Annotated in this window: 14 protein-coding genes; 10 read left to right on the plus strand and 4 right to left on the minus strand. The window is 62.9% G+C overall.

Annotated features, from left to right (window positions below; all coding sequences use genetic code 11):
* Window positions 1–12: 12 nt before the first annotated feature.
* Entirely contained in the window at window positions 13–1185 is a 1173-nt protein-coding gene (locus tag H5P29_RS28720; protein WP_067967557.1) for a 4-hydroxybenzoate 3-monooxygenase, read from the plus strand.
* A gap of 128 nt (window positions 1186–1313) precedes the next feature.
* Here H5P29_RS28720 and H5P29_RS28725 read toward each other — a convergent pair whose 3' ends face one another.
* The gene (locus tag H5P29_RS28725; RefSeq protein WP_067967554.1) at window positions 1314–2498 is read right to left on the minus strand and encodes an amino acid aminotransferase; all 1185 of its coding nucleotides are present in this window, start codon (window positions 2496–2498) and stop codon (window positions 1314–1316) included.
* 316 nt (window positions 2499–2814) lie between these two features.
* Between H5P29_RS28725 and H5P29_RS28730 the strand changes: the two genes are divergently transcribed.
* From H5P29_RS28730 to H5P29_RS28740, 3 genes are all read left to right on the plus strand, one after another.
* The gene (locus H5P29_RS28730; RefSeq protein WP_210252500.1) at window positions 2815–4482 is read left to right on the plus strand and encodes a thiamine pyrophosphate-binding protein; all 1668 of its coding nucleotides are present in this window, start codon (window positions 2815–2817) and stop codon (window positions 4480–4482) included.
* A gap of 70 nt (window positions 4483–4552) precedes the next feature.
* Entirely contained in the window at window positions 4553–5518 is a 966-nt protein-coding gene (locus tag H5P29_RS28735; protein ID WP_154384270.1) for a PDR/VanB family oxidoreductase, read from the plus strand.
* Window positions 5519–5525: 7 nt separating this feature from the next.
* Window positions 5526–6710, plus strand: a complete 1185-nt coding sequence (locus tag H5P29_RS28740) for a Rieske 2Fe-2S domain-containing protein (RefSeq protein WP_154384269.1) — start codon at window positions 5526–5528, stop codon at window positions 6708–6710.
* Between the two features lie 49 nt (window positions 6711–6759).
* Here the strand turns inward: H5P29_RS28740 and H5P29_RS28745 are convergent, their stop codons facing one another.
* The 3 genes from H5P29_RS28745 to H5P29_RS28755 all read right to left on the minus strand — a co-directional run bounded on the left by H5P29_RS28745 (window position 6760) and on the right by H5P29_RS28755 (window position 9724).
* On the minus strand, window positions 6760–7524 hold the full coding sequence (locus tag H5P29_RS28745) for an IclR family transcriptional regulator (RefSeq protein ID WP_067967550.1): 765 nt from the start codon (window positions 7522–7524) through the stop codon (window positions 6760–6762).
* Between the two features lie 161 nt (window positions 7525–7685).
* The gene (locus H5P29_RS28750; protein ID WP_067967547.1) at window positions 7686–8726 is read right to left on the minus strand and encodes a porin; all 1041 of its coding nucleotides are present in this window, start codon (window positions 8724–8726) and stop codon (window positions 7686–7688) included.
* 314 nt (window positions 8727–9040) lie between these two features.
* A complete protein-coding gene (locus H5P29_RS28755; RefSeq protein WP_246670704.1) occupies window positions 9041–9724 on the minus strand; it encodes an antitoxin Xre/MbcA/ParS toxin-binding domain-containing protein in 684 nt (227 codons plus the stop codon).
* Between the two features lie 508 nt (window positions 9725–10232).
* Between H5P29_RS28755 and H5P29_RS28760 the strand changes: the two genes are divergently transcribed.
* From H5P29_RS28760 to H5P29_RS28785, 6 genes are all read left to right on the plus strand, one after another.
* Complete coding sequence (locus H5P29_RS28760; protein ID WP_246765458.1) at window positions 10233–10907, plus strand: Crp/Fnr family transcriptional regulator; 675 nt, start codon at window positions 10233–10235, stop codon at window positions 10905–10907.
* A gap of 307 nt (window positions 10908–11214) precedes the next feature.
* Window positions 11215–13101 (plus strand): AMP-binding protein, encoded by a 1887-nt coding sequence (locus H5P29_RS28765; RefSeq protein ID WP_246340743.1) that lies wholly within the window; start codon window positions 11215–11217, stop codon window positions 13099–13101.
* Window positions 13098–13877, plus strand: a complete 780-nt coding sequence (locus H5P29_RS28770; RefSeq protein WP_067967538.1) for an ABC transporter ATP-binding protein — start codon at window positions 13098–13100, stop codon at window positions 13875–13877. The genes H5P29_RS28765 and H5P29_RS28770 overlap by 4 nt, the downstream gene beginning before the upstream one ends.
* Window positions 13878–13984: 107 nt before the next feature.
* Window positions 13985–14959 (plus strand): branched-chain amino acid ABC transporter permease, encoded by a 975-nt coding sequence (locus H5P29_RS28775; RefSeq protein ID WP_067967535.1) that lies wholly within the window; start codon window positions 13985–13987, stop codon window positions 14957–14959.
* Between the two features lie 4 nt (window positions 14960–14963).
* Entirely contained in the window at window positions 14964–16040 is a 1077-nt protein-coding gene (locus tag H5P29_RS28780; RefSeq protein WP_154384268.1) for a branched-chain amino acid ABC transporter permease, read from the plus strand.
* A 47-nt stretch (window positions 16041–16087) separates the two neighbouring features.
* A complete protein-coding gene (locus H5P29_RS28785) occupies window positions 16088–17416 on the plus strand; it encodes an ABC transporter substrate-binding protein (RefSeq protein WP_067967526.1) in 1329 nt (442 codons plus the stop codon).
* Window positions 17417–17458 lie beyond the last annotated feature (42 nt).

Here is a 17458-nt window from a genome sequence, read left to right on the forward strand (position 1 = left end):
ATGGGTGAACTCATGAAAACTCAGGTCGGGATCATCGGCGCGGGGCCAGCCGGCCTGCTTGTGGCGCGCATTCTCCAGCTCAACGGTATCGACTCGGTGATCCTCGAACGACGCACGCGGGCCTATGTGCTCGAGCGCGTGCGGGCGGGCGTTCTCGAATCGGGTACTGTCGACACGCTGCGCACCTACGGTATGGGTGAGCGCCTCAACCGTGAGGGCATTCCGATGCGCTCGATGCAGTTGTGCTGGGACAGGCAGAAGGCCGATATCTCGCTCGACGACGGTACCGGTCGGCACCTGACCACCTACGGCCAGCAGAAGATCGTCGAGGACCTGATCCTTCAACGCGAGGCCGACGGCCTGCCGATCGTCTTCGAAGCCGACGTATCGCGGCTCGACGGTATCGAGGACGCTCCGCGCATCCACTATCGCCATAATGGCGAAGATAAGGTGCTGGAGTGCCAGTTCATCGCCGGCTGCGACGGCTACCACGGCGTCAGCCGCAGGCACATTCCGGGCTCGGATGAGCACGTCTTCCTGACCGAATACCCGTTTGCGTGGCTCGGCATCCTGGCCGAGGCGGCGCCGCTTGCCGCCCGCCGCGGCTTTGCCCATTCAACACGCGGCCTGGCTGTTGCCTCCGCCCGATCCGCGTCGGTCGGCCGGCTCTATCTGCAGGTCGAACCCGACGCCGACCCCAATGCGATGAGCGACCAGCAGATCTGGGATGAACTCGACATCCGCATGGACGACGGCACGGCAGCGCAGCTCAATCGCGGCCCGATCATCGAGCGCTCAGTGGCGCGCCTGCGCGGCTATGTCTGCGAGAAGATGCGCCACGGCCGCCTGGCCATTGCCGGCGACGCAGCACATATCGTTCCGCCGAGCGGCGGCAAGGGGCTTAACCTCGCGGTTGGTGATGCGCGCATCATGGCCGAAGCGATCCGCCGTTTGCTGACGACCAACGACACCACCCTGCTCGACAGCTATTCGGAGATGTGCCTGCGGCGGATCTGGCCGACGGTCCATTGGGCCTGCTCGATGTGCGAGGCGCTGCACATCTTCCCCGGCCAGACGAGCTTCCAGACCCGGATGCAGTACCAGACGCTGAACCACTGGGGAAATACCGAGATCGGCCAGCAGCGGCTGCGCAAGGCCCAGCTCGGCCTGCCTTACGAAATCTGATCCGGACCAATTCCGGAACACGGCGACAAGCCGATCCCGGCGATAGGCCTTCAAAGGGAAAGGGCGGCGTTCCGATGGAACGCCGCCCTTCTTTCATTCACGCGGACCAAAGCCCGCCGCCACCGAAGTCAGCCACAGACCGCGACGATGGCGTTGGCGACATGGCCGACATTGCTGTCGTTCAAGCCGGCGACGTTGACGCGACCCGAGCTGGTGATGTGGACATGGTGCTCGACCTTCATCCGCTCGGCGTCGGCAGGGGTGATGCCGAGCATGGCAAACATGCCGCGCTGTACGCCGAGGAATCCGAAGTCGCGCGTCGTGCGACCTGCAAGCGCTGCCACCAGCTTTTCGCGCATGCCGTTGATGCGTCCGCGCATTTCGGCGACCTCGCCTTCCCAGGTCGTGCGCAGAGCCACATTGCCAAGAATGTGAGCGACGACCGAAGCACCGTGGTCCGGCGGCATCGAATAGTTGGTGCGGACGACCGGCAACAGGTGGCCGTGCGCGCGGCTGGCCGTGGCCTCATCCTTGGCCACCAAGGTCAGCGCGCCAACGCGTTCGCGGTAGAGCGCAAAGTTCTTCGAATATGAGCTGGCAATCAGCATTTCCGGCAAGCGCTCGGCCAGGAGCCGGACGCCGGCGGCATCCTCGGCCAGCCCGTCGCCGAAACCGAGATAGGCCAGGTCGATCAGCGGGGTGGCGCCGGTCGAGGCGAGCAATTCGGCGATTTCGGCCCACTGCGCCAGGCTCGGGTCGGCGCCGCCGGGGTTGTGGCAGCAGCCGTGGAACAGCACCAGGTCGCCGGGACCCGCGGCGCGCAGCGCCTCGATCATCCGGTCGAACTGCAGCTTGCCCGACGCGACATCGTAATAGGGGTAACGGACCACCTGGAGGCCAGCAGCGGCCAGCAGAGAAGGATGGTTCGGCCAGGTCGGATCCGGCAGGAAGACCTTGGCGCCCGGCTTCACGCTGTGGGCGAAATCGCCTGCGACACGCAACGCACCAGTGCCGCCCGGCGTCTGGATCGCCTGCGACCGCGCAAGCAGTCCGCTATTGGCGCCGAAGATGAGTTCCCGCGTCAGGCGGTTATAGTCCTCGTTGCCGGCCGAAGAGACATAAGCCTTCGACTTCTGGTTCTCCACCAGGAAGGATTCCGCCTGTTTGACCGTTGCCAGCACCGGCGCGTTGCCCTGCCCGTCCTTGTAGATGCCGATGCCGAGGTCGACCTTGTCGGCGCTCGGGTCGTCGCGGAACTGCTGCATCATTCCGAGCAGCGGGTCGGCTGTCGGCGTGGAGAGATTTGAAAACATATCACCCTCTATTGTCTCGTATTATGAGACTTTATCGCGCATATTGAACATGGTCAACTCGAACTCATCAAGCTGACCTCTTGTGGCGCGCGTCCTCTAGCATTTTTCCTGATGTTACACGACAGCTAGCCCAAGCGGATTCCAACTCGGACCAGCTATCGCGTTTTGTCGTTGACTAGCGAGACGATGTAACGCATTATGAGACGACTTTACATTTCATGTAACTCTTCGCAGGGTTCTGGGACGCTCCTGGGCCGGCAAAACGGCCTCGGGTCAGAGCCCGCCCTGCAAGCGAAACCAATCGGAGAAAAGCGGCGTGAACGGGAACTACGAACCTATGGAGCTGACCGGAGGACAGGCGTTGGTCGCCCAACTCCTGGAAGAAGGCGTGACCGATATTTTCGGCATTCCCGGTATTCAGCTCGACTGGGCGGTTGACGCCATCCGCAGCCAGCCGGACCGCATTCGCTACATCATGCCCCGCCACGAGCAGGCGACGTCCTACATGGCCGACGGCTATGCCCGCACCACCGGCCGCGAAGGCGTGTTCATGGTCGTGCCAGGCCCCGGCGTGCTCAACGCTCTGTCCGGCCTCGCCACCGCCTATGCCTGCAGCTCGCGCGTGCTCTGCATCTCGGGCCAGATTCCCTCGACCCTGATCGGTCAGAAGCACGGCATGCTGCACGAAATCCCCGACCAGAGCGGCATCCTCAAGTCGCTGACCAAGTGGCACGGCATCGCTCATCGCCCCGAAGACGTTCCCGCGCTTGTCCATGAAGCCTTCGTGCAGCTGCGCTCGGGCCATCCACGCCCGGTCGCCATCGAATTGCCGCCTGACGTGCTGCAGGCCAAGGGCGTGACGAAAGTCTTGCCGCGCGCCGAATTCAGCCGCCTCGAACCGCAGCCCGACACCATCGAGGAAGCGGCCGCCATCCTGGCGCAGGCGAAGTTCCCCGTCATCCAGGTCGGCGGCGGTGCCGCCGCATCAGGTGCCGGCAAGGCCATCCAGGCGCTCGCCGAGCGGTTGCAGGCGCCTGTCGTCATGACTGACGGCGCACGCGGTCTGCTTGATGACAACCACCCGCTTGCCCTGACATCACTTGGCGGACGCGCGGTGTTCCCGCATGCCGATGTCATCGTTGCGGTCGGAACCCGGTTCATCGACGGCATCGCCAAGCCGACCCATGCCAGCGGCGACACCAGATACGTCTATGTCAATGTTGATGCGCGTGCCGCCGGAGCACCCCGCACGCCGGGCTGCCTGGTGCTGTCGGACGCAACCGCCGCCGCCGAAGCCCTGCTCGCAGCTCTGCCGTCCGAAATACGAGCTTCGTCATCAGACAAGATCGGCAAGGTCAAGGCCTGGTCCGCATCGCAGACCGATGCCATCCAGCCGCAAACCGACTATGTCAGGGCCATTCGCTCCAGCATGGCCAAGGACGACATCCTCGTCAGCGAACTGACCCAGGTCGGCTACTTCTCCAACATCGCCTTCCCCGTCCATGCCGCCAATTCTTACGTCACCCCGGGCTACCAGGGCACACTGGGCTACGGCTTCAACACCGCACTCGGTGCCGCCCACGGCAATCCGGACCGGCGCGTCGTTTCGCTCAATGGCGACGGCGGCTTCGGCTGGGGCATGCAGGAACTGGCGACGTTGGCGCGCGACGGCTGCAACATGTCGGTCGTGGTCTTCGTCGACGGCCACTACGGCAATGTCCGCCGCATCCAGCAGCGCACCTTCGGCGACACCTTCGCGGTCGAACTCGCCAACCCGGACTTCGCCCATCTGGCAAGCGCCTTCGGCCTGCCCTTCGAAAAGGTGGACTCACCATCGGGACTTCACGACGCACTTGTGCGGGCAAAAGACAGCAACGGCCCGGCCCTGATTGCCGTCTCGGTCAGCGAGATGCCGAGCCCCTGGGCGCTGATCCACCCCTTCGTACCCTCGCCCGTCACGCCACCAGCCAACCCGCTGGGCTGAACCTCACCGGGCCCGGCATCCCGCGGACGCGCGGCCGGGCCTCCTCGAACGGCTTGGGATGGCCGCAAAAATGAACGACGGTCACCAGCAGACTGCCGACGCGACAATCGAGGTGATCGTCCGTCGGATTTCCTACGAAACGCCGACGGTCCTCTCATACGATCTCAGGCCTACCAACGGCGCGCCCCTGCCTTCCTTCGACGCGGGCGCCCATATCGACGTCCATCTTCCCGATGGTCTGGTGCGGCAATACTCTCTGATCGGTGCGCCCCATGCTTCAGACTACCGCATCGCCGTCGCACTCGACCGGGCAACACGCGGCGGTTCGCGCTGGCTGCATACAAATGCGCGGCCCGGCGATCGGATCAGGATTTCGCAGCCCCGTTCGACCTTCGCGCTTGCGGACTCCAGAGCCACGTCGATCCTGATTGCAGGTGGCATCGGCATCACGCCCCTGCTGGCCATGGCGCGACAGCTGCACGAGGCAGGGGCTGACTGGACGCTACATTATGCTGTGCGTTCGCGAGCCGAATGCGCACTTCTCGACGAGCTCTCGGCGCTCAGCGACAACATCCAGCTTCACGTCGACAGCGAAAAGGATGGTCTTCTCGATATCGCGCGCATCGTCGCTCAGGCAACGCCGGATGCACAGCTCTACTGCTGTGGTCCCGCGCCGATGCTCGCTGCGTTCCTGGACGCCGCCTCGTCGCGCGATCCCTCGACCGTGCATTCCGAATCCTTCACGCCAACCGTACCGGCCGCCGATGATGGCGGCTTCATTGTCGTCCTGAACAAGTCGGGGCTCTCGATCCAGATCGGTGCCGACCAGACAATCCTCGATGCGCTCGAACAGGCCGGGGTGCATGCGCCCTCGTCCTGTCGCAACGGCGTCTGCGGCACATGCGAAACCCGCGTGCTGGAGGGTGTGCCCGACCACCGCGACAAGGTTCTCAGCGACGCGGAACGTGCGGCCGGCAACACGATGATGATCTGCTGCTCACGCGCCACGACAGCACTGTTGCGGCTCGACCGCTAGGGGAGGAATGACAATGACAAAAGACGGATCGGCCTACGCCTTGCCCAAGCCGACATATTTCGCCGAGCTGACCGAAGTCGGGCGTGGAACGCCGATGGGCGAACTGCTGCGGCGCTATTGGCACCCGGTCGGACTGTCGGGAGACGCCACCGCCACGCCGCGAAAAATCATGGCGCTGGGCGAGGAGCTTATCCTGTTTCGCGACGGCACCGGCCGGCCCGGCCTCGTGCATCCACGCTGCGCCCATCGCGGCGCATCGCTCTATTATGGCCGGGTCGAGGAGCAGGGCATTCGCTGCTGCTATCACGGCTGGCTGTTCGATACCGAAGGCAACTGCCTGGAACAGCCTTGCGAGCCCGAAATGGGTGCGAAGACCCGCGGACATATCCGCCAGCCGCATTATCCGCTGGAGGAAAAATACGGCCTGATCTTTGCCTATATGGGCCCGCTCGACCGCAAACCCGTGCTGCCGAGCTATGATGTGCTGGAGACGCTCGAGGCCGGCGAATTCCTCGAAACCGATGACAGCAGCATCGGCAGCGGCGGGCCGGTCATCGTCGATTGCAACTGGCTGCAGCACTATGAAAATGTGCTCGACCCGTTCCATGTGCCGATCCTGCACGGCTCCTTCAGCGGTGACCAGTTCAACTCCAAAATGAGCCTGATGCCGCGTGTGAGCTTCCACTACACGCCGCGCGGCGTCTCCAGCCTGCAGCTGCGCGATGTCGAAGCCGGCGAGCATCAGCGCATCACCGAGGCCGTGATCCCGACAGTGCGCGCGGTGGCAAGCCCGGTCGCAACCGTCGACGGCCCGTGCAGCCTGCTCGGCTGGGTGCTGCCGATGGACGATATGTCGTTCCGGATCTATTCGGTCGGCCGCGTCAGCGAAGCCGGCACTCTGGCCAAGATCCGCTCGAAATATGCCGGCAAGCTCTGGCACGAGCTGACGGAGCAGGAGCATCAGAGGCTGCCGGGCGACTATGAGGCGCAGGTCGGCCAGGGGCCGATCACCTTCCACTCCGAGGAAAACCTGACCTCGACCGACCAGGGCATCGGCATGCTGCGCCGGGTCCTGCGTCAGCAGGTCGACGCCGTTGCCAACGGCAAGGATCCGATCGGGGTCGTCTTCGATCCGACCAGAGCGCTGGTCGAGCTCGAGGCCGGATCGCGAACGATCGCCAAGGGCATCTAACCGGTCGCCGGGGCGCAACCGCCCTGCGGGCCGGCAAAGCTGATCTGGTTTAGCTGGATTGCTTCGGCATCAGGGCCGGGTTGACGCCGTCGGCATAACGCTTCTGGATTTCGCTTGCGACCGATCTCACGGTTGCCAGCAGCTGGACATCGGGCTCAGGCACCAGCAGCGACGACGACAGGATGACGCCGAGCGCGGCACAGACCTGGCCGTCGGCCTCGAAGATCGGGGCGGCGATGCCACCAAGCCCGTTGCCGCGCGTGTCGGTCTCGAAGTCGACGCCGTAGGCCGTCAGGTTCTCGACGACCCGCGGCGGCACCGGCTTCTTGTTTTCGAAATAATAGAACAGCCGGGCTGCCGGCGATCCCGGCAAGCTCAGCACCATACCCGGCTGCACCATGATGCCAGGTTCGAACGGGTTGGGCACGGCGTGCACGACCATCGCGCCGCCCTTGATCGGCGTTGTCAGCAAGGCCGTATGGCCTGTTTGCGCGCACAGCTCGTTGAGATAGGGCCGCGCGATCTCGACGACATTGCTGCGGTAGACGGCGGCTCTGCCGAATTTGAACAGCTTGCGACCGAAGACATAGCCCTCGCCCTCTCGGGCGTGGTCGACGAGACCGAGCCGCGTCAGCGTCTGCAGGTGCCTGGACACCCTGGCCTTGGTCATATCGAGCGAGCGGGCGAGCTCGGTCACGCGCACCGGCCCCGGTGCGTCGGCCAGCGCATCGAGAATCTGGACCGCGACCTCGACGCTTTTTACTGTTGACGAGGATCCTTGCTCGTCGTCATTGTCCTGGCTCGACCGTCTCATGCTGTTCTTCCGCTGCGCATGGCCCGTTATATGTCACGCATAGCAAGAAGTATTCACGAAATTCGAGACAACCGCCTTGAAAATTCCCTGGGTTCGTCGGCGGAAAAAGACAAACCCGGCGACTGGAAGCCGGGTTTGCCAAGATCAGTTCAGATAGACGCTTAGAACGACGCGTCGAGGCGCAGGAAGCCTGAGAACGAGCCGTCGACCGGATAGCTGTCGCCATCGTTGTAGTTGACGGCCAGCTTGGCGTTCAGGTTCTCGACAATCTTGTAGTCGACGACAGCACCGATGGCCCAGTCGTTGGCGTTCAGGTCGACGGTCCGGCCGGTGACGAAGTCGCCGTAGTGACGGTCGCCGAAGTACTGGCCGCCGGCACCGACCGACAGGCTTTCGTTGACCTGGTACTTCACATAGCCGCCGATCGACCAGTCGTAACCCGAATAGGGGGCCAGCAGACCGAGCCAGGTCGCACCCGACTCGTAGGTGGCGACCGCCTGCAGCGTCAGGGCATCGGTTGCCTTGACGTTGACGATGCCCTTCAGCGCGAACTCGGAGAAGCGATCGTCATAAGCTGCGTACAGGTTGACCGAACCCCAGCCCTGGGCGATCGAGACCTTGCCGGTCACGAGCGGCATGTAGTCGAAGTTGTTGGCTTCTTCTTCCAGGCCGACTGACACGGCGATGCCGTTGCCGGCGTCGAAGGTGTAGCGGATCTGGTTGATGAAGGCACCGCCGCCCTTGTCGAACTCACCGTCGATGCCGCCGTCGAACAGCGTGTCGTTGCGACCGATCATCAGACCGCCGACTTCGAAGTAGGCATAGCGGATCCACATGTCGGTGGTATCGCTGTAACCGGACGGCCCCTGCGTGCCGCCGTCGTTCTGCCAGTGCAGTTCGATGTAGCGACGGAAGGTGCCGTATTCGGTCTCCGAACGGGCATCAAGCTTGAGGCGGGCAGCCGAATACTTCTTCCAGCCGTCATCGGTGTCCTTCCAGTCGATCTGGTAGCGAACCAGGCCGCCGACCTTGAGGCAGGTCTCGGTGCCGGGGATGTAGTAGAAGCCCGCGCCGTAGACGTCGCAGATGCGGACATATTCCATCGGCTCCGGTTCGGCGACGACGACAGCGTCGGCCGCACGGGCACCAGAAACTGCGAGCAGAGCCGCAGCAGAGCCGAGAAGAATGCTCTTGATATTCATTATCCAACCTCCAGTAGAATTAATCCAAATGGCACAGAGTACTTTCTTATATTGAAAGCAACTTCGGCACCGATCAGACAGAAACGGCTTTTTGATTTTCGTTTCCGGCCAGCTTGAATATCTCTATCCGACAGGATTGATAAACATCAAAATTTGACATCGCGTCACAAAATCGACGAATCGCCTAGTTACGTGATATAAAAACAACAACAATACTGTACAAATGAAACGATGAATACATTTGGCACAAATGAAACGTTATTTTTGACAAAGTCATTGCAAGAAAATCTCTCCAGGAGGACGCTCGACAGAGCCTATGACATCAAGGAGTGTTCTTTTGCAGCCGAAACGACGTCGCCGACCAGGTCTTGCTTGAGCAAATCGATCGGGGTCCGGCCATTGAGCACCGGCGAAGGATGGATCATCCAGTGCCAGGCCTGCCGCGGATGGGTGATATGGGCGAGCACGTCGCGAATACCCGACGCTGGCCTTCCGTCGACAAACTGCGCCAGGGGGAATACGTGGCGCTGCCGCCCCTTTCGCAATGCGATGACCTCGTTGCAGCGGAACCATCGATGCAAAGTGGACCGCGGTATGCGGAGATTTTCTTCCAGATAGGTGGCGCCAGCGACGCGACCCGCCCACTCCTCGATGGTCATGGAGTCGAGGTCACCACCGCGGAGCGTGACTTGCTGCATCGATGGGGCCGACGGCTGCGCCAGCATGCCAGGATCGCCACCCTCATTTGCCAGGCACTGGCGGGACGCCTCGACAGCAAGGGCACGGATGAATTGCGAGGCAAGGTCAGGCAGTTCGGGCGATATGCTGCTCGGCGGCTGCGCCGCCGGACGGGCCGTGACATCGAGCAATCTCCGCTGCCGCGCCGGCCAACCAATGGTTTCACTGTCGGCGGCGAATATATTCTTCAGCTCACTGATGAAGAATTCAGTGTACTTGTTGACAAGGCTAATGCCGTGCGCATGAATGTCTTCGACCATTTCCATTAATCCTTGCCAATGCAAAATAAAGCATCAAGCTGGAGATCCGATCGTGGGGCACCGCCGATCCTTGCGAAGCTCGCCCCGTCGATCGACGGGCGGCTAACGAGGCCGGCTCAACGCCAGACAAGGCCTGCAGCAGTACGCCCCAGGCCCGGTCGTCGGCCGCGCATATGCAAGACAGCGTTCATCGATACCCTCCCCTCGATGCGATCCGCGCCACGATCCGCACCCATGAGGCTCCTCCGCGGTCGGGGCTGCTCGGCCAGGCTCCGTCGTCCAATCGATGCTGCTGGCAGATCATGCCTACAATGACTTCTGCACAGTTGGCATAGTCGATCCGGACGATGCCCCTGCCATTCTTTGAGCGCCCGCTAACATTCCCCACGGGCATGGGCGACGCGCCTGGGTGGGGAAGCGACCGGCACACCACGCGGCCACACACGCGGCATGGCGAGCGTGACAAAGACATGGTACGCACGACTCGTCATGAGGAATGGGAGCGCGCGTGATAAGCCCGGAGCAATTTCTGGCCTCGGTGTTCTGGGCGCGCGAACTGCCGGAGGACGAGCGCGAGCGTGCACGACGCGGCATCATGCTGCGCGTCCTTGAGCCGGGCACCTATTTCATCCATCGCGGCGATCGCATAGACAACTGGATAGGTGTGGTCAGCGGCCTGCTGCGGCTGGGTTCGATCACCACCTCGGGCAAGGCGGTGACCTATGCCGGCCTGCCGCCAAGCTGCTGGTTCGGCGAAGGGTCTCTGCTCAAGGACGAGCCTCGCCAGTATGACGTCCTTGCACTGCGCCGCACGCAGGTGGCGCTTCTCAATCGCGCGACATTCTTCTGGCTGTTCGAAAACAGCGTCGCCTTCGACCGGTTGCTGGTGCGGCTCATCAATGAGCGGCTTGGGCAGTTCATTGCGCAGGTGGAGCATGACCGCACGCTCGATTCGACCGGCAAGGTAGCGCGCAGTCTGGCCTCGCTGTTCAACCCGGTGATCAGCCCATTCGTCGGCAAACACATCGATATCAGTCAGGAAGAGATCGGCTTGCTGGCCGGCGTGTCGCGGCCTGTCGCCAACCGAATCCTGCAGGAGCTGGAAAAGGAAGGATTGCTCCGCAGTGAAGGTGGCGGCGTGACGATCCTGGACCTCGACAAGCTGCGCCACTACGGCGAGTAGCACCGCGGCGCTTGGTGTCCGCCAGCGCCGGCAGCACAGCAAAATCAATAATTTAGGGGAATTTTAGCGGCTCGACGACACAAGGCCGGTAGCCAAGACTGAACATTGGCGTGGTGTCTGTCAAGCCAGCCCTTGAAAAAGCCTGCCAAGGTTGCGAGCCTCGATGCAACGACCGGGAATACCCGGCGGCATACGAGGGAACGAAACGGGAGGTGTGCCTTTGGCACAAGGGAGCGAGACGCGCGGACACGACACGTTTGCCAAGCTGTTGTGCGAGCACGCACAAGTGCGGCCAGACCGTCCGGCGATGCGCCACAAGGATCTTGGCATCTGGCGGACGTGGAGCTGGAGCGAACTGGCCGAGACAATCCGCGCCTATGCGACCGGCTTGCAGCAGCTGGGTCTCGAGCGCGGCGCGACGATCGCGGTCATCGGCGAAAACCGGCCGGCCATGTACTGGACCATTCTCGCCGCGCAGTGGCTGGGCGCCATCCCTGTCCCTGTCTACGCCGACGCAGTTGCCGACGAGATGGCCTATGTGCTCGACCATGCCGACGTCGCATTTGCGGCGGTGCAGGACCAGGAGCAGGTCGACAAGCTGATCTCGGTCCAAGATCGTGTGCCTAAGCTCCGCACCGTGCTTTATGACGAGCCGCGCGGCCTGCGCGATTATGATCACAGCCGGCTTCACGCCATCGACACCATCATAGCAAACGGCCGTGCCCTGTTGGCTTCCGACGCTACTGCGCGCGCCGCAATCGACGCCGAGCGCGATCATGGCCAGGCCAGCGACATCTCGATCATCCTCTACACCTCGGGCACGACAGGTCGCTCCAAGGGCGTGCTGCTGACTGCCGGCGGCTCGATTGCGGCGGCGCGCGATACCGTCACCTTCGACAAGCTGACCGACCGCGACGAGGTGCTTGCCTACCTGCCGCTGGCATGGGTCGGCGACCACTATCTCAACTATGCACAGTCGCTGGTCGCCGGCTTCTGCATCGCCTGTCCCGAAAGTCGCGAGACCGCCGAGGCGGATACCCAGGAGATCGGCCCGAGCTTCTATTTCGCGCCGCCACGGGTGTTTGAAACCCTGCTGACCCGCATCACCATCCGCATGGAAGATGCCGGCGCGCTGAAGCGCTCGATGTTCAACTACTTCATCGGCATAGCCAAACGCTGGGGCGAACAGATCCTCGACGGCAAGGACGTCCCGCTTCGTGCTCGCCTCGGCTATGCCATTGGCAACCTGCTGGTCTACGCGCCGCTGAAGAACGTACTCGGCTTTTCTCGCATCCGGGTCGCCTACACTGCCGGCGAGGCGATCGGCCCGGATCTGTTTTCGTTCTATCGCTCGCTCGGCCTCAACCTGAAGCAGCTCTATGGGCAGACCGAAGCATTCCTTTATGTCACCGCGCAGCCGGACGGGCAGATCCGTGCGGGCACTGTCGGGCCGGCAACACCCAATGTCGACATTCGTATCACCGACGACGGGGAGGTGCTCTACCGCTCGCCGGGCCAATTCGTCGGCTATTACAAGGACGCGGAAAAGACGGCCGAGACGGTAACGTCAGATGGCTATGTGAGGACGGGCGACGCCGGCTTCTTCGACCCCGACGGCCACCTCAACATCATCGACCGGGCCAAGGATGTCGGCAAGCTGAGGTCGGGCGCGCTGTTTGCGCCGAAATACATCGAAAACAAGCTGAAATTCTTCCCCAACATCAAGGAAGCCGTGGCCTTCGGCCAGGACCGCGACTTCGTCACCGTGATGCTCAACATCGACCTCACGGCGGTCGGCAACTGGGCCGAGCGCAAGAACATCGCCTACGGCTCGTACCAGGAACTGGCACAGCGGCCCGAGGTCTATGCGATGTTCATCGAGCATGTCGCCGAGGTGAACCGGGCACTCGCGGCCGAGCCGCGCATGGCTGCCGCCCAGATCCATCGCTTCCTGATCCTGCACAAGGAACTCGACGCCGACGACGGCGAGATGACCCGCACCCAGAAGGTGCGGCGCGGCTTCATCGCCGAACGCTACAAGCCGCTGGTCGACGCGCTCTACAACGGTGCCGGCGCTGCCGACATCTCGACCGAAGTGACCTTCGAAGACGGTCGCAAGGGCGTGATCTCGGCCCGGGTCCGCATCGCCGACACCAAGGCGATGCCAACCGCAAAGCTCGAGGCCGCCGCATGACCGCGACATCGGAAACCCTGCTGGCGGTCGATGGCGTATCCTTGTCGTTCGGCGGGGTGAAAGCCATCACCGATGTCTCCTTCGACATCCGCAAGGGCGAGATCCGCGCCATCATCGGCCCCAACGGCGCCGGCAAGACCTCGATGCTGAACGTCGTCAACGGCTTCTATCACCCCCAGCACGGCCGCATCACCTACAAGGGAAAGACGCGTCCGCGCATGCGGCCCTACCAGGCAGCGAGCCAGGGCATCGCCCGCACGTTCCAGAACGTGGCGCTGTTCAAGGGCATGACCACGCTCGACAACATCATGGTCGGCCGCACGCTGAAAATGCACCGCGGCCTGTTCTGGCAGATGCTGCGTTACGGGCCGGCGATGCGCGAGGAGATCGAACACCGCCGCGTGGTCGAAGACATCATCGACTTCCTGCAGATCGAGTCGATCCGCAAGACGCCTGTCGGCAAGCTGCCCTACGGCCTGCAGAAGCGCGTCGAGCTCGGCCGGGCGCTTGCGATGGAGCCGGAGCTCCTGCTGCTCGACGAGCCGATGGCCGGCATGAACATCGAGGAGAAGGAGGACATGTGCCGCTACATCCTCGACCTCAACAAGCACTTTGGCACCACCATCGCTCTCATCGAACACGACATGGGCGTGGTGATGGACCTGTCCGATCGCGTGGTGGTGCTCGAATACGGGCACAAGATCGCCGACGGCACGCCCGAGGTGGTCAAGGCCGACCCGAAGGTCATCGAAGCCTATCTCGGCGTGGGGCACTGAGCATGCAGCAGTCTGGTGGAAGAGAGAAATTCCGCATGAACACGAGACGCACGACATGCCGGCCGGCTCGCGCCATCTGCCGGCTCGGCTGAGGGGGGGGGTAACAGATGCTCTACAACATCTTCATCGACCCCTTCGTCCAGATGGTGCAGATGCCCGACCTGCTGGTGCAGACCCTTTGGGAAGGGCTGGTCTCCGGAGTGCTCTATGCGCTGATCGCGCTTGGCTTCGTGCTCATCTTCAAGGCCTCGGGCGTGTTCAATTTTGCCCAGGGCATCATGGTGGTGTTTTCGGCGCTCACTCTCGTCGGCTTCTACGAGAAGTTCTCGGCAGCAGGTTTCTCGGGTCACGCGGCCGCCTTCGTCGCCCTGATCCTGACCGCAGGGGTGATGTTCGTGCTGGCGATGCTGGTCGAACGTGTCGTGCTCAGGCCGTTGGTCAACCAGCCCGACATCATCCTGTTCATGGCGACCTTCGGCATCACCTATGTGCTGATCGGCCTCGGCGAGATGGTGTTCGGCGGCGACCCCAAGCAGATGATAACAAGCGAACTGTTCCTGCCCAGCGGTTCGGTCGACGTCGAGATGCTCGGCGGCCTCGTCAGTTTCCAGAAGATCGACATCGCCGCCGCGATCATCGCGTCAGCGATGATCGTCGGGCTCGCCCTGTTCTTCCAGAAGACCCGCATCGGCCGGGCGTTGCGTGCCGTGGCCGACAGTCACAAGGCAGCACTTTCGGTCGGCATTTCGCTCAACCAGATCTGGGTCATCGTCTGGTTCGCCGCAGGCCTGGTCGCGCTGGTGACAGGCATCATGTGGGGTGCCCGCTCCGACGTCTCCTTCGCGCTCGAGATCGTGGCCCTCAAGGCGCTGCCCGTTCTGGTGCTGGGCGGACTGACCTCGGTGCCCGGCGCGATCGTCGGCGGCCTGATCATCGGCATCGGCGAGAAACTCGGCGAGTTCTACTGGGGGCCTTTGCTCGGCGGCGGCATCGAAAGCTGGTTCGCCTATGCCATCGCTCTGCTGTTCCTGCTGTACCGGCCGCAAGGCCTGTTCGGCGACAAGATAATCGAGCGGATCTGACACCATGTTCTATCGCGAGACGGGCCAGTTCAAACAAAGCTACGCGGCCGACCAGGCGGTGTTCCCGATCCTGCAGGACAGGCTCGGCCTGGCCGCCATCCTGCTCGTTGCCTTCGTCGTCGTGCCTTTGTTCGGCAACGAGTTCCTGCTCGCCTCGGTCATGGTGCCGTTTCTGATCTTGTCGCTCGGCGCGATCGGGCTCAACATCCTCGTCGGCTACACCGGCCTGTTGTCCCTGGGCTCGGCAGCCTTCATGGGCGTCGGCGCCTATGCCGCCTACAAGCTTTCGACGATCTTTCCGGGCGTCAACATCCTGGTCTGGATTCTCTGCTCGGGCTTCTTCGCAGCCGGCATCGGCGTGCTGTTCGGCCTGCCGTCGCTGCGTATCAAGGGCTTCTATCTCGCGGTCGCGACGCTCGCCGCACAGTTCTTCCTGCAATGGTGCTTCGTCCGCATCAGCTGGCTCTACAACGACAATCCGTCAGGCGCCATCGAGGTGCCGGCGCGCACCTTGTTCGGCCTCGCCATCACCGGCCCGTCGGCCACGCCGGTGACACGCTATCTGATCGTGCTCGTCATCGTCGTGGTCATGACCCTGCTTGCCTCCAACATCGTTCACGGTCGGATCGGCCGCACCTGGATGGCAGTGCGGGACATGGACATCGCCGCCCAACTGATGGGCATCCGCCTGCTGCCGGCAAAGCTGTTGGCCTTCGCCGTGTCATCCTTCTATTGCGGCGTCTCGGGCGCGCTGATGGTGTTCCTGTGGCTCGGCGCCGCCGAGCCGTCGGCCTTCGACATCAAGCTGTCGTTCCTGCTGTTGTTCATGGTCATCATCGGCGGTCTTGGCTCGATGATCGGCAGCTTCTTCGGCGCCGCGCTCATCCACATCCTGCCGATCGTCATCCGCGGGCTTCCCGAGGCGCTCGGCCTGCCGATCGCAGCCGCGACCGTCGAGCACCTGACCTATCTGATCGTCGGTGCCCTCATCATCTTTTTCCTGATCGTCGAACCGCACGGCCTCGCGCGGCTCTGGCAGATCGCCAAGCAGAAGCTTCGTGTGTGGCCCTTCCCTTACTAGGGGCTGCCCACAAGACGGAAATGCAAACAAGTAGGGAGGAGAACGTCATGTCACTCAAGAACTGGTTATACGCACTTTCCGCAACAGCAGTGCTGACCTTGCCCGCCGTCCACGACGCGCAGGCCGAGGACTCGATCTACGTGCCGCTGTTCACCTACCGCACCGGCCCGTTCGCCGGCTCCGGCACGCCGATCGCCAACGGCATGCACGACTACCTGACGCTACTCAACGAGCGCGACGGTGGCATCGGCGGCGTCAAGCTGATCGTCGAGGAATGCGAGACCGGCTACGACACCAAGAAGGGCCTCGAATGTTATGAATCGGTGAAGCCCAAGAAGCCGGTCATCGTCAATCCGTGGTCGACCGGCATCACCTTGCCGCTGATCCCCAAGGCAGCCGTGGACAAGATTCCCGTGCTGTCGATGGCCTACGGCTTGTCGGCCTCGGCCAAGGGCGACACCTTCCCCTGGATCTTCAATCCGCCAGCGACTTACTGGGACGGCTTCACCCAGATCCTGCAATACATCGCGACGCAGGAAGGCGGCGGCATAGAGAAGCTCAAGGGCAAGAAGATCGGCTACATCTATCTCGACGCCAGCTTCGGCCGCGAGCCGCTGCCGCTGATCGAGCAGCTGTCGAAGGAACTCGGCTTCGAAGCCAAGCTGTATCCGGTTGCAGCCGCCGACATGCAGAACCAGTCGTCGCAATGGCTGAGCGTCCGCCGCGACAAGCCTGACTACATGATCCTCTATGGCTGGGGCGCGCTCAACGCCACCGCCGTCAAGGAAGCTGTCAAGACCAACTACCCGATGGAGAAGTTCATCTCGATCTGGTGGCCGAGCGAGGATGACGCCAAGGGCGCCGGCGATGGCGCCAAGGGCTTCAAGACGCTGAACTGGCATGCCGTGGGCGCAGACTTCCCGCTGCTTGCCGATATCCAGAAGCACGTCGTCGACGCCGGCAAGAGCCAGGTCTCGGGCAAGGACAAGGTCGGCCAGGTTCTCTACAACCGCGGCATCTACAATTCGATGCTGATTGCCGAGGCGATCCGCAGAGCCCAGGAAATCACCGGCAACAAGGTCGTCACCGGCGAGGACGTACGCCGCGGTCTCGAGGGCCTCAACATCGACGACGCCCGGCTCAAGGAAATCGGCCTCGAGGGCTTCACCGGTGCAGTCAAGCTCTCCTGCACCGATCACAACGGTCACTTCTCGACCTTCGTCCAGAGCTGGAACGGCACGACCTATGAAAAGGTGTCCGACTACATCGCGCCGCTGAGCGACAAGGTCGGTCCGCTGCTCGATGCCGACGCCAAGGCCTATGCCGAGAAGAACGCGCCATGGCCGGCCCGTTCCGAGGCCTGCGACGCCTCCTGAGGCTCACCCTGAACCCAGTCCCTTCCCCACATGGGGAAGGGA

Origin of the sequence: Aminobacter sp. MDW-2, from assembly GCF_014250155.1 — a bacterium.
Taxonomy (GTDB): domain Bacteria; phylum Pseudomonadota; class Alphaproteobacteria; order Rhizobiales; family Rhizobiaceae; genus Aminobacter; species Aminobacter ciceronei.